13 protein-coding genes are annotated in these 14,083 nt (G+C 43.5%); 4 read left to right on the top strand and 9 right to left on the bottom strand.

Features of this window, described 5'->3' with window-relative positions; translation table 11 throughout:
- Positions 1-98: 98 nt before the first annotated feature.
- From Q4567_RS09970 to Q4567_RS09945, 6 genes are all read right to left on the bottom strand, one after another.
- Positions 99-1,790 (bottom strand): Mur ligase family protein, encoded by a 1,692-nt coding sequence (locus Q4567_RS09970; protein ID WP_216047753.1) that lies wholly within the window; start codon positions 1,788-1,790, stop codon positions 99-101.
- Positions 1,790-4,606 (bottom strand): cyanophycin synthetase, encoded by a 2,817-nt coding sequence (gene cphA, locus Q4567_RS09965; RefSeq protein ID WP_303500261.1) that lies wholly within the window; start codon positions 4,604-4,606, stop codon positions 1,790-1,792. Before cphA ends, Q4567_RS09970 begins: the two co-directional genes overlap by 1 nt.
- Positions 4,607-4,809: 203 nt before the next feature.
- A complete protein-coding gene (locus Q4567_RS09960) occupies positions 4,810-5,625 on the bottom strand; it encodes a cyanophycinase (RefSeq protein WP_216047751.1) in 816 nt (271 codons plus the stop codon).
- A gap of 2 nt (positions 5,626-5,627) precedes the next feature.
- The gene (iadA, locus tag Q4567_RS09955; protein ID WP_303500260.1) at positions 5,628-6,797 is read right to left on the bottom strand and encodes a beta-aspartyl-peptidase; all 1,170 of its coding nucleotides are present in this window, start codon (positions 6,795-6,797) and stop codon (positions 5,628-5,630) included.
- Positions 6,798-7,032: 235 nt separating this feature from the next.
- Positions 7,033-7,473, bottom strand: a complete 441-nt coding sequence (locus Q4567_RS09950) for a VOC family protein (protein ID WP_216047749.1) — start codon at positions 7,471-7,473, stop codon at positions 7,033-7,035.
- 116 nt (positions 7,474-7,589) lie between these two features.
- On the bottom strand, positions 7,590-7,892 hold the full coding sequence (locus Q4567_RS09945; RefSeq protein ID WP_303500257.1) for a DUF6482 family protein: 303 nt from the start codon (positions 7,890-7,892) through the stop codon (positions 7,590-7,592).
- 386 nt (positions 7,893-8,278) lie between these two features.
- Between Q4567_RS09945 and Q4567_RS09940 the strand changes: the two genes are divergently transcribed.
- The 4 genes from Q4567_RS09940 (at position 8,279) to Q4567_RS09925 (ending at position 11,985) form a co-directional block, all read left to right on the top strand.
- A complete protein-coding gene (locus Q4567_RS09940; RefSeq protein ID WP_216047747.1) occupies positions 8,279-9,124 on the top strand; it encodes a DUF3014 domain-containing protein in 846 nt (281 codons plus the stop codon).
- Positions 9,125-9,160: 36 nt separating this feature from the next.
- Complete coding sequence (locus Q4567_RS09935; protein WP_216047746.1) at positions 9,161-9,697, top strand: DUF1285 domain-containing protein; 537 nt, start codon at positions 9,161-9,163, stop codon at positions 9,695-9,697.
- Between the two features lie 95 nt (positions 9,698-9,792).
- Positions 9,793-11,100: an amidohydrolase family protein gene (locus tag Q4567_RS09930; RefSeq protein WP_303500254.1), complete on the top strand. Its 1,308-nt coding sequence runs from the start codon at positions 9,793-9,795 to the stop codon at positions 11,098-11,100.
- A 117-nt stretch (positions 11,101-11,217) separates the two neighbouring features.
- Positions 11,218-11,985, top strand: a complete 768-nt coding sequence (locus Q4567_RS09925) for a class I SAM-dependent methyltransferase (protein WP_303500253.1) — start codon at positions 11,218-11,220, stop codon at positions 11,983-11,985.
- Positions 11,986-12,164: 179 nt separating this feature from the next.
- Here Q4567_RS09925 and tusA read toward each other — a convergent pair whose 3' ends face one another.
- From tusA to rph, 3 genes are read right to left on the bottom strand one after another with little or no spacing between them, the layout of a single operon-like run.
- A complete protein-coding gene (gene tusA / locus Q4567_RS09920; protein ID WP_303500252.1) occupies positions 12,165-12,425 on the bottom strand; it encodes a sulfurtransferase TusA in 261 nt (86 codons plus the stop codon).
- Entirely contained in the window at positions 12,415-13,056 is a 642-nt protein-coding gene (gene pyrE / locus Q4567_RS09915) for an orotate phosphoribosyltransferase (protein ID WP_216047742.1), read from the bottom strand. The genes tusA and pyrE overlap by 11 nt, the downstream gene beginning before the upstream one ends.
- A gap of 19 nt (positions 13,057-13,075) precedes the next feature.
- Entirely contained in the window at positions 13,076-13,789 is a 714-nt protein-coding gene (gene rph / locus Q4567_RS09910) for a ribonuclease PH (RefSeq protein ID WP_216047741.1), read from the bottom strand.
- Positions 13,790-14,083 lie beyond the last annotated feature (294 nt).

The following is a 14,083-nucleotide window of genomic DNA, read 5'->3' as shown; positions in this document are numbered from 1 at the left end:
CATAATAAGAGTTTAATCTGCACTATTAAGGGAAGTGCACTTATGAGTAGAAGATGAAATGGGGACTAAATCTGTTTTTCCAATTCAGTTGAAAACTGTTAACTAGTATTTTTCTGCAGTAATTGATCTATCTGTTCACGTTGGTCAAGACAAAACAACACAACCACATCACCAGGTGATGATATCTGCAGTGCCAGTTTAGCCCCAGCCAAAGGTGAATCAACGCAGTCAATTATTGATTCATCAACACCTTTTTGCTGCAAATGTTTAGCAACGAGATCGAGCAGCTCTTTTGGTTGCCTGCCCCGTAAATATCGCTCTAATTCTGCGACTATGTAACGGTCGGCCTGCAATTTATAAATTTCATCGCTAAGCTCTTTAATATCCGCATCAGCTCTATCGCCAGCGTTACTGAACATAACAATATAGCGCTTTGCAGGGATGTGTTTTGCCGTGTTAATCATGGCTTTAACACTATGCGCATTATGCGCAAAATCGACCATTACTGTTGAGCCGTTATATGTATATAAATTGCCCCGTCCAGGATTATCCTTGGCTGAGCTACCAAAGCGCATTAAACCTTGCTTGATGGCTTGCAGTGGAATGTGTAAAGCCATACTCAGACCAATCACCCCCAAGGCGTTTTGGATATTGTGCTGAGCAGCCCCTTGCATAGTCATTGGAATTGACTTTACCTCTGCAATAGGGACAGGCGTTCCATCGGCTTGCATATACACAAATTGCTCATTATCGACAAATACACAAGGCAAACCAGCCTGCTGACTTTGCAGAATCAGAGGGTGTTTTGCATCTTCACTGAACCAACAAATTCGACAACTAACCTGCTTAGCTTGCTCAACCACCAATTTATTATCAGCATTGAGAACTAAAGTCCCAGAATTATCTAAGCCTTTCGCCACCACAAACTTTACTTCGGCCAATTCTTCAACCGTATTAATACCGTATTGTCCAAGATGGTCACTGGCAACATTGGTAATAAGCGCGGCATCCACATTATCGATTGGGATCCCCCGGCGTAAAATACCGCCCCTAGCTACTTCTAAAAAGGCCATCTCAGTGCGTTTGTCTCGCAACAGCATTCTTGCTCCACCAGGGCCCGAATAATCACCTTTATCAATAATTTCATCACCCACTTTGATAAAGTCAGTGGAAGTCACACCGGCACAAATTCCCGCCGCTTTAGCGATCTCGCTAGCCAATCGTACACTCGTTGATTTGCCATTGGTGCCGGTGATAAATGCACGGGGAATATCTTTGTATTGTTGCCAATCCAACGTTGCGCTTTGCGGCAGTTCAGCAATCGGCCAAACGTCAACCGTTGGCCCAGTGCCTAGACTAAATTCGTCGTCATCACTAATAGCAGTAACATTATGAGCATGGGCTTGAGCCATGAGATTTAACAACTCAGAATTTTGCTCCTGATTAAGCGTAATTTGCAATTGTTTAACTCGACTAGGCAAATCAATTTCTGGTTGCTGACAAAGTTGTGAAACGGTTAACTCCCAAGCAAGCTCAGCTAGGTCACATGCAGTATAAAGTGCATCCATAGGGGCGCTAAGTGCCATACTCGCACCGCCGGTGTAAAGCCGAAATGTATAGGTCTGCTGCCAGTTTATTTGCGGCAACAACTTATCGACCCAACTCTGCCAAGTGTTGATAACAAGATGACTATCAATGTCGTCGATAAAAACGTCTAAGATAGCCCCAGGTTTATCCCACAATAAGTTGGGACCGGTCAGTCGTCTGACTTCATCTAGCTCTAAACGCATTAATCTGAATCTTCATCACGTTCAACGACTAAGCGCACACCTCTTTCATCTTGAACGAGGGTTTGACCAGCATCGAGTTCAAATTTGTGTTCGACAGGTTCAAACAGTTTTTCCGGATAGTCACGAGAAGGCACTTCATCTTTTTGGGTCAAGTCACGATCCGCTTGGAAATGCACAATTTGTTTCCAGCAACGGGTAATGTTGTCGCCAAGAATAATCAACAAATCGCCTTTTTGACAATCAGCTAAAGCCTTATCGATAGCGTCTTTTTCAGACGGAATCACTTGTATATCGTCGTCAAACAATCCCTGTTCTAAATAGGTTTTGCGCAACAACTCTGGTATTTCATCATGACCTCGGCCACGACGATCATCGTCCGCTTTACAAACGATAGCATCGAAACCTTTGGCTGTAATAGTGGCCGCTTCAATCACGTCTTCATCCCGTCTATCACCCGGCATTGCAATAACCAATCGACGTTTTCCGGTGACATCTAAGCGCATCGCTAAATCGGTGATAGTTTGAATCGCCGCAGGATTGTGCGCGTAGTCCAAAATCACTTTAAACGGATGTTCGTCATAAATATTGAGACGGCCAGGCGCTTGATAGAATGAGGTATTGAAGATACGTAACCCTTGGCGAATATCTTCCAGTGAAGTGTTAAAACAATATGCCATTGCAGTCGCGAACATAGCATTTTGCACGTTATGCATTGCTTTGCCTTCAATGGTCGCTGGAATAAGGTGAGTCCATAACAGCGGGATATGTGAGCCCTTGTCGTAAATGGTGATCATGTCACCATTAATACCTTTTTCCAAAACCACAGCCAAACCACCACTGCGGATATGCTCCCGCACCAAACCATGGCCAGAATCAGTGGTCACATAACAAATGCGCTTCGCGGTACAAAAGTCTGCCATTTCTAAACAGTGTCTATCATCTGCGTTAAGTACCACACAGTCTTTTGCCACTTCCACAACCACACGCTTAATCTGGGCAAGCTGCTCTAATGTGTCTATACCCCGCTGACCTAAGTGGTCTGCGCTGATATTCAAACAAGCACCCACATCACATTCGCTGTAACCAAGACCACGTTTGAGTATGCCCCCTCGCGCGGTTTCCATTATCGCGAAATCAACACTAGGGTCGCGCAACACAATTTGTGCTGAGGTGGGACCTGTCATATCCCCTTTTACGGTTAAATGACCGTCAATATACACCCCATCTGTCGAGGTCATTCCTGTGGTATAACCAACACTCTTCATTATGCTAGCTAACATGCGAGAAGTGGTGGTTTTACCGTTAGTTCCGGTAATTGCGGCAATTGGTATGCTTGAATGGGCACCAGGAGGAAACAACATATCCATCACTTTACCAGACACATCCCTAGGCGTGCCTTCACTAGGAGCAACATGCATTCTGAAGCCAGGCGCGGCGTTACATTCACAAATGCCGCCGCCAATTTCTTTATATGACTTACTGATATCATCAGTAAGGAAATCAACACCACCAATATCTAAGCCGATGGCTTTTATCGCCCGTACTGCCATATCTCGGTTGTCTGGGTGCACAGAATCTGTGACATCGATGGCTGTGCCGCCGGTAGATAGATTTGCCGTTGAGCGTAAGTAAAATTCCTGCCCTTCTTGCAACACCGTATTTTTGTCATATCCGGCTTCCGCTAATAAACGTTCAGCTTGATTATCCAATTCTAATCGGGTCAAAACTTTTTCATGACCTATACCGCGACGGGGATCTTTGTTCACAATATCCACCAGCTCTTCAATCGTGCTGCTGCCATCTCCCACCACATGACCTGGAACCCGTTTAGCCACCGCCACTAACTCGTCATTCACCACCAACATACGGTGATCAAAACCAGTTAAATAACTTTCCACCAGCACTGCTCGGCTAGTACCAAATTTCTGGGCTTCATTAAATGCGGTTACCACTTCCTCATCGCTCGTGAGGTTGATGCTGACGCCTCTGCCATGATTAGCATTAAGCGGCTTAATCACCACTGGGAAACCAATTCGATTGGCCGCACGCACCGCTTGTCGTTCACTATAAATCATCAACTGTTGAGGTACAGGCAGACCTAAGTCATTTAAAAGATTGTGGGTGTCTTCTTTGTCGCAAGAAATTTCAACGGCGATATGTTTTGTTTCACTGGTGATAGTAGCTTGAATACGCTTTTGATATTTGCCGTGACCAAATTGCACTAAGCTGTAATTGTTTAAACGTAACCAAGGAATATCACGCTCTTCGGCAGCTTTAACCAAACTACCGGTACTAGGACCAAATTCTTTCTTCTGTGCCATACGCACGAAATCTTGAAGCTCTTGGCTGAAATCAAAATCATCATCAATATCGGCATCAATCGCAGACTGTACATTTTTAGGTAAAAGGTGAGTAAGTAGTCGCATACCCAAAGAGCCAGCCTCTAAACCAACGTCTTGTTGTTTGTATTGATACACAACGTTGTAGCAACCGGGTTTATCTAAACTACGAGTGCGACCAAAGCCCACAGGAGATCCCGCTAAGTTTTGTAACTCAAGGGCGACGTGTTCCCAAATATGTCCCATCCAAGTGCCTTCGTCATCGCGCAAACGACGGATAAAACCACCTTCTTCCTGGTAAGAACAACCGTGGCTGTGCAAACTTGGAATCGCATTGATTAAGCCATTGATGAAATCCTCACCTAATTTTACTGAAGGCCAATTCTCCAACTCGCCTAAATCGATTTGATATCGAATAACAGGAAAATTAGCGTAAACATTTGGGCCGACATAAACGTTTCTACTGAGGATCTTCATATATTTGGGCTTCCTTGTGTAAGTTGCTCTAAAACTATTAACAACACGCTAAACGTGAATCACATTGATGAAAGGAGAGTGAAAACAATACTACAAGTAACGGACTTAAGATAAGGATGTTTTAGCTTATAGAATTGTAGTAACTAGGCTATATAAAAACAGTGGTATTCGCCACTGTTTTTATATTCAGCATAAATGGAGGATTAAGCGAATGCTTGGCGCGTACTGATATTGTAACGACTGCCCGATGCGAGGATATGCACCTTTAAATTAAGTAAGGTCAAAGCATCACCTCTGCGTGCTTCAGCCATTGACGAATATTCGATATCCGCAGGGTCAACAACGGTTATTGCACCACTGCCTACCACTGTAAATTCATTATTCTCATCAATAAATGCGGCGGTATCTTCGTCTAATCCAATACCCACTAAAAACGGATTATAGGAAACAGCACTTAGCAAACGCGATAAACGATTGCGTTCATTAAAGTGTTGATCCACCACTACCGTGTTGATCAAGCCCATACCAGGCGCTAAATTCACCCCATCTTCAGTGGGCACAATACCAGTACTGCCACCGGTAATCATGTGTTGTGACACTATTGCCGCACCCGCAGAGGTGCCAGCTACATGCACACCTTTGGCATTAATTTGACGAATCGTCTTAGCAATGGGAGTACCACCTAATATGGTCGACAAACGCAATTGATTGCCGCCGGTGATAAACACAGCCGTGCATTTTAAAAGTTGTTCAACATAATCAGGGTTTTGCGCATCAGCGCGCTCGCGAATAGGTAATGAAATAGTTTTACCCGCACCTAGTTGGTGAAATAAGTTTTCATATCGTTCGCCGGTATCATCTAGTTGAGAAGCCGTTGGAATCACGCAGATCACTGCATCTGCACCCCCAGCGAGCTCAACAAATTTTGTCAGTATTTCAGGGTTATCTATTTTCTCTTCGGCGCCGCCGATGGGGATTACATAACCACGTTGCTGCCCTTCAATATTAGGAGACGGCATATTCAATCCTCAAACGTACCTTTTTTTACAAAAGATTTATCAAAAATGTGCCACACACCAAGTGCCATGACATGGCTGATGCGAGACGAATCGTCAAGTATAACAAGATCTGCGTCAAACCCAGCGTGTATCTTGCCTTTTTTATGAAAATTCATCAAAGAAGCTATATTTGAGGTAAAAAATGGCAGGCAGTCTTGCAGCGGCACACCATTATCGAGCAGTTCATATAGCACTTGGGTCATCGATTCTGAGTTGGCGAAGTCCATTTTGGTTAAATGTCCTTGTTTATCAAAACACGGTAAACAGCCACCGCCGTCAGAACTAATGGTGAGTTTGTCGTTGGGAAAGTCACTGGCGAGATATCGACTTAGCGCGTCCGCAGGTTCATAACCCTCACCATCGGTTTCAAATGCAGTTACGTCAATCCAACAACCTTGTTTGGTTAGCTCACAAGCCTCTTCAAACAAAAACCGCTGTCGATTTACATGGGTTGGATTAAATGTTCTGGCCGGTATTTCTGAGCCTGATAACGCTTCTCGTACCAAACTCAAGCCACGTTCGCCGTCACCTAAATGCAAATGCACAGTACCGGCCTTACCAGTCATTAATCTTGCCACATGGGCTTCAGAAGCGACTTTTAACAGTTCATTAAGGGTTGGTTGACTAGAGCGATGGTCGCTGATGGCTAATTCACCCACCGCCACTATGGGATCAACAAACACGATATCGGTTTTAATGGAACCGGTTAAGGTAGTGGGCGGTAAATGATAGCCCCCAGTGTAACAATAAGCAGATAAACCTTCCTCACGCAGACCGTACACCTGAGCAACCAAAGACTCAGTGCTGCGCGTTGTATCATCAGTACCTAAGAGTCCAACGGCCGTAGTAACACCTGCGCGGGTAAATTGGCTCAGAGGAACCGGTGGCACACGGGTGGCAAATCCAGCTTCACCGCCACCACCGGTAATGTGAGTGTGCGCATCTATTAAGCCTGGAATGACAGTCGCTCCTTGCAAATCGAGCTGCTGAACATCAAGTTGAGAATCAAGCTTAGGCAGGCTATCTAAAATCTGTAAAACTCGACCGCCTCCCACTAAAAGGTGACGAATACCAAGAGCCTGCGGGGCGAAAATATTGGCATTTTTCAGTAGAATTAATGACTGCTTGTTCAACCCGATCTCCAAATAAAGTGTTGATGCCTAAAACTGGTGTTTTAGGGCTAAATCGTAAAAATCGGATTATACACTAGCTATAAGCGATAGTTTATCGCAGCCATAGAATTACTAGACATTTTACCGGATCGTAAGCGCCTTTGGTTTTGTAACCTGGCCTTTAGGCCATGGAAAGGTTCATTGTGCAAGCGGGCCTAAAGCACCCGCCTACAGGGAACGCTTTGTTAACGAATAATTACCACTCGCCGGTATTTTCCATCGATGCCCAAGGCTCTTGAGGGGCAAGAGCCTTACCTCGTTGCAGTAATTCAATGGAAATATTATCCGGTGAACGCACAAAGGCCATATGACCGTCTCTAGGCGGACGATTGATAACCACACCGGCATCACTTAGTTTCTGACATAAACCATAAATGTCATCAACCAAAAACGCTAGGTGTCCAAAGTTTCTGCCACCAGTGTAAGTTTCTGGATCCCAATTATAAGTCAGTTCCACTAAAGGAGCGTCATCTTTCTCTGCACGCTCTGCGTCTTCGGGAGCGGCTAAATAAACCAAAGTAAACCGACCTTTCTCATTTTCGATTCGCTTGCTTTCTTGCAAACCTAATTGCTCACAATAGAATTTTAAAGATGCATCTAAGTCTGCGACTCGCACCATAGTATGTAGAAATTGCATGAAAAACTTGCCTCTTGGGTAACGTTAAGCTTGTGTTTAATAACACCAATCTAGACAATATTGTCATTATTAACCGGCACCTCTAGTATGGTGGGTGATTTTAATTATTCAATCCTTTAGAGGGGTTGTTGCAAAGAAAATGGCAGTTTTAAACTCGCGCCTGTTTTAGCTGGATTACCGATCATTTCGTCATAAGGCGAGTCATGCACCATAACTGCCTGCAACACATCAATATCTGCAAAAGCCTCGCGAACTTGTTGAGTGCTATTAAAACGCATTAATTCGTTGCCGTTGTATAACATGCCTTGCTCATTACCAATCCGTAATTTAAGTAAATAAATACTCATTTCAAACGATTGTAATTCAAGTTCATCTATACTTTGGTTTTGGCTTATCAATTGTTGATAATCGAATTTCATCTGCACTTCTCGACTAATGACAACTCTAGCGTGGTTTAGGATATTTACGTTTAATCAGCAGATTTAGTTCATAGTCGCGAATAACGCTCAGTCGACTCTACAATTGATTGAACAACAAGCCCTTGTTTTTGATTGTTATATCCCAATCAAAATAGTAGAAACAAATAGTGACATGAGATTTGGAAGTAGTAGTATCTAAGAAGTGTTTATCTTTATCTGTATTTTTTAGTAAATGTCTGCCACTTAAAAGGAAGGCAATTACTTTAGCCGCTGAACAAATTGGCTGAAATAGATAAACAATTTACAGACTATTATTAAAAAAATTCAACGATTTGCTTCCTAGCTTGTCATAATATTATCTAGTTGCGTGTAATTTAGGAAAGAAAATGACTGACGAATCAAACCCCAAATCCATTAAGCCGCACATTATTCTAGCTGTGATTGTGATCTGTGTTGCAGTCATAGGTTATTTTGCTTTAAGCGGCAGTAATGAAACCGAAGAAGTCCCTGAGCCGATAATTGAAGCTCCCATTCCAGATCCAATCATTGACGAAAATGAGCAACAGCAATTCGACGAGTACGCTGTAGAAGACGAAGCTGAAATGATCGAAGAAGAACCTGTGCTTGTGGATTTACCGCCACCTGAACCGATTCCAGAGCCACTCGATACCAGCGATGCAGCGGTTAAAACATCGATTATTAGTTTAGCCAATTATGAAGCTGCGGCGAGTTTACTGGTAAATGATGACTTGCTTAGACGTTTTGTGGTTATGACCGAAAACGCTGCCAATCATAATATTGCGACTAATCATCAAGTAATAGTGCCGCCGGAACAAAAGTTTCGGGTGTATGAGCAATCTGATAAAAGTTTTATCGATGCAGCCAGTTTCAAACGGTACACGCCCTATGTAGAAACCTTAGATTCTATGGATACAGATTCGTTGATATCACTATACGAAACCTATAAACCGTCAATTACAGATATTTACGCTGAAATTGGCGATCCTGATGACGACTTTACCTTTGTATTAATGGATGCAATCAATCATCTGCTGGATACCCCAGAAGTTCCTGTGCCCATCGAAGTTTATACTGATAGTGTGATGTACAAGTTTGCCGATGACCGTTTAGAAAGTTTAACCGCCGTGCAGAAGCAACTGCTGCGCACAGGGCCAGAAAACATGCGTCGCATCAAAGCAAAATTGCGCGAAGTCAGAGATGCGTTGCAATAACAGCAATTCCACTAGGATGATTAAGGCTAGTATCTAATGGACTTATCTAAGCTACAAAGCCAACTTGCTCAGCAGCAGGGCAAAATACCGCCAGTAGAAAAGTGGAATCCAGATTTTTGTGGTGATATTGATATTCACATCAAGCATGATGGAAGCTGGTTTTATATGGGCACGCCCATTGGACGTAAACCACTAGTGAAATTGTTTGCTAGTGTTTTACGCAAAGACCAAGACGAATATTTCTTGGTCACGCCCGTGGAAAAAGTACGCATTAAAGTCGATGACGTGCCCTTCATTATCACTCAGTGGGACAAACAAGACGATTTACTCACCTTTAGCACACAAACTGACGATAGTTTTGTGGTCAGCACCGACAACCCAGTTGAAATACGCCAAGACGCAACGACTCAAGCAATGCTTCCTTATGTCAAAGTAAGACGTAACCTTTGGGCTCGCCTACATCAAAACGTATATTACCAACTTATCGAAATAGCCGAAGAAGTGGCCATAGATGGCAAGCAACAATTGCAACTTAGCAGCGGCGAATACACCTTTACTTTAGGCACATTTTAAACAAAAGTTTACAGTTGTTTAAGACGCTATTTTTGACCTGCTAAACAAATTAACCTAATGTTGATAACTCTTACAATATTGGCAGGGACTCCTTGATGATTAGCCGTAAATCTTTATTTTTAAAAACATCTTTTCTACTTATTACCACCGCGATACTGAACGTTAGCCATGCCGCAACCATTATTCATGCTGGCAAGCTGATTGCTGCGGATAATAACGACGTTCAAAACAAAGTATCAGTGATTGTTGAGGGCAATAAAATTAGCCGCATCGAAAAAGGCTTCACCCCAGCAGGTGATAATGATGAAATCATAGATCTTTCAGAGTACACGCTAATGCCCGGCTTGATGGACATGCATACCCATATCAGCAGTCAATTTGAAGGCCCTAGTACCTACATGGAACCCTTTGTTTTAAATGAAGCAGATTTTGCGATTAAAGCCGTGGTCAATGCCAAGAAAACCCTAGATGCAGGTTTTACTACCGTGCGTAATTTAGGAGACGGCTACAATGAAACCATAGCACTGCGTAAAGCTATCGATAGTGGCAAAGTCCCCGGTCCAAGAATATTCACCGCAGGTCAGTCGATTGCCACTACTGGTGGACACGCCGATTCGACCAATGGGCAAGCAAAAATAATTCGCCGCGATCTAGGCCCAGAAGAAGGTGTTATCAATGGTGTAGCAGAAGCCAGAAAAGCGGTTAGACAGCGCTATAAAGACGGTGCAGACTTGATTAAGATTACTGCCACCGGTGGCGTTTTATCAGTGGCTAAAAGTGGCCAAAACCCACAATTTATGGATGATGAACTACAAGCAATTGTCGACACCGCAAAAGACTATGGCATGACAGTCGCCGTGCATGCCCATGGTAAAGAAGGTATGCGCCGCGCTATTTTGGCCGGTGTTTCGTCCATCGAGCACGGTACTTACATGGATAAAGAAATCTTCAAACTGATGAAGAAACACGATATTTATTATGTACCTACTATTATGGCTGGAAATTGGGTGGCAGAAAAAGCCAAAATTGACGGTTTCTTTCCTGATTTAGTGCGTCCTAAAGCCGCTAAAATAGGTCCACTAATTAAGGCAACCCTTGCAAACGCATATAAATCAGGGGTCAACATTGCTTTTGGAACAGACTCTGGGGTTTCGGCCCATGGTGATAATGGACTTGAGTTTGTGCTTATGGTCGATGCTGGAATGAAGCCCATAGAAGTAATTCGAAGCGCGACCTATCATGGCGCGAAGTTGCTCAATGAATTAGACACCTTAGGCACGATAGAAGCAGGTAAGTTTGCTGATATGGTTGCCGTACATGGTGATCCGTTAAATGACATAAAAGAGATGCAAGATATCGATTTTGTTATGAAAAACGGGGAAGTTTTTGTACATAAACAGTAATCTCGGGCATCTTTTTCAATCTTCTGGAATGAAATTTGGTTATGCTCGGGTCTCTAATTATAAGTAACAATAAAACCGTAAACCACTAAGTAATCAAACATATACATGGAGAAAAGAATGAAATTACGTTCAACAGCTATTGCTTTGCTTACCACCCTTGGGTTAACTGCAAGCCTACCTTCTATGGCAGCGCATCACGAAGTTGGTGATTTAATTAAGTCAGCTATGGCATCAGATGTCAGAACTGAGGCAGAGAAGGAACGGGACCGCAACAGAAAGCCTGTTGAAACATTGGAATTTTTCGGTCTTGAAGCTGATATGCGTATTCTTGAATTGTTGCCTGGCGGCGGTTGGTATACAAAAATACTTGCGCCAGTAGTGCGTGACAAAGGCGAATATTATGCTGCGATTGGGACTGGCAATATTAAAGAGTCCCTTAGTAATCAGCCTGGTTTCGACAAAATGAACATTGTCGCTGAAGAAGCAAAACTGTATCGTAAAGACGGGGCACGGTTCTATTCATTAGATTTAGATTCGTTCGGCGTGAAAGATCTCGATATGGTATTGACCTTCAGAAACTACCACAACTTCTCTGAAGAAGGACGTAAAGCTATGAACGTTGCCGCATTTGAAGCACTGAAGCCAGGTGGTATTTATGCGGTTGTCGATCATACTGCACGACACATGGAGCCAGCAAACAGTTCAAATGGTAGACGTGTTGACCCAGTTTTAGCCATCAAAGAAATTATCGAAGCTGGGTTTGAATTTATTGATTACAGCGACCTTCACTACCGCGAAGACGATGAACTAGAATATGAAGTAGGTGCAAAATCAGTAACCGGTAATACCGACCGCTGGACGATTAAATTCCGCAAACCGGAATAATTTCAGTACCAATCTCAAAAATGCAATATCTGTTGTAGGCGGGTGTTTTAACCCCGTGCAATTGTGCGATACTCCATGGCCTAAAGGCCGCGCTAGGGGAGCAATGTCTCTTGTAGGCGGGTGTTTTAACCCCGCGCAATTGTGCGATACTCCATGGCCTAAAGGCCGTGCTACGGGAGTTACACGCCTTTACGGATGAGATAAATATAGGGGGCGGATTCGGTATGGGAACACACTAATGTATGCCCCATGAATCGACAAAAACTCGGCATGTCGCGAGTTGTCGAATGGTCATCAGCTATCACACTTAATGACTCACCTTCTTGCATATTGCGGACCTTCATACGAACCATCATTACCGGCTCTGGACATCTAAGCCCCAGCGCATCAAGATGATAATCAGCGGCAAACTGCTCCGGAATCGTAAAATCAGATCCCATAGTCCTGCCGATATTGTTCGATGTTAGCCAAATGTTCCGCCATTTCAGGTTTCAGTTTTAAGTACTCAACTAAATCACCGAGATTAATAATAGACACAACTTGCGTACCAAAATCACGCTCGACTTCTTGAATAGCTGACAGCTCACCTTTGCCTTTTTCTTGGCGATCCAAAGCGATTAACACACCAGCAAGCGTTGCGCCGTGGGCATTAATAAGTTGCATTGATTCACGGATAGCCGTACCTGCGGTGATCACATCATCCACCAGCATGATTTTGCCGTTAAGAGGACTGCCCACCAAAGTACCACCTTCACCATGAGCTTTGGCTTCTTTACGATTAAAGCAATAAGGTGTATCGATGTTATGTTTGTCAGCTAATGCAACCGCCGTAGTGGTCGCAATAGGAATGCCTTTATAAGCTGGACCAAACAACACATCGAATTCAATGCCAGAATCAATTAAGGCCTGTGCATAAAATTGCCCAAGTTTAGCCAAGTCATTGCCGGTATTGAATAAACCAGCATTGAAAAAATAAGGGCTCAATCGCCCTGATTTCAATGTAAATTCACCAAATTTCAATACATTGCGAGCTAAGGCAAATTCAATAAATGCTTTTTGATAATCTTGCATATCTTTTTATAAACCCGTTCTAGTTTAACGAACTTTTTTGAACATCGAACAACTCACGCAGACCATGTTTAGCTAATTCAAGCATCTCGCTCATTTCGTCAAAGCTAAACGGTTCGCCTTCGGCAGTGCCTTGAACTTCAATTAATTTGCCAGTTTCAGTCATCACCACGTTCATGTCTGTTTCAGCGTCAGAGTCTTCCAAGTACTCTAAATCAGCGATAGCGTTACCTTTATAAACACCCACTGATAATGCGGCAATCATAAACTTAAGCGGATTCGCTTTTAAAATACCTTTGCTGCGCATATAAGTTAAAGCATCAACTAGAGCAACACATGCACCGGTAATAGACGCGGTACGAGTGCCACCATCAGCCTGAATAACGTCGCAATCTAGGGTAATCGTATTCTCACCCAATAATTTTAAATCAACCGCTGCGCGTAAAGAGCGAGCAATTAAACGTTGAATCTCTAAAGTACGTCCGCCTTGCTTGCCACGAGCCGCTTCACGACCTGAGCGAGTATGGGTAGAGCGTGGAAGCATGCTGTACTCAGCAGTTATCCAACCTTTACCTTGGCCTTTCATAAAGCGCGGCACACCTTCTTCAACGGTAGCGTTACAGATAACTTTGGTATTACCAAATTCAACCAACACCGAACCTTCAGCATGACAGGTAAACTGGCGAGTTATAGTAACAGGACGGATTTGACTGGCAGTTCTTCCACTTGGACGCATTTTTAAACTCCTAATTGATATGGCGCAGGATTATAACGTAACTCAACCAAATGTTGCAGTGAGCAATGAAATAAATCCCAAACTTGTACAAAGCGGCTTTAACCCGCCGATATGCTAGGTCAAATCCCATGGCCTAAAGACCATGCTACAAGATAAATTTACCATCCTACCCTGTAGGAGGCAGCTTTAACCCCTCAACATTCCGGCGCAAATCCCGTGGCCTAAAGACCATGCTACAAGATAAATTTACCATCCTACCCTGTAGGAGGCAGCTTTAACCCCTCAACATTCCGG

The sequence above is a fragment of the Aliiglaciecola sp. 2_MG-2023 genome (assembly GCF_030548145.1).
Taxonomy (GTDB): Bacteria; Pseudomonadota; Gammaproteobacteria; order Enterobacterales; family Alteromonadaceae; genus Aliiglaciecola; species Aliiglaciecola lipolytica_A.
The sequence above is the reverse complement of the archived record's forward strand: the minus strand, read 5'-3'. Positions and strand labels throughout refer to the sequence as shown.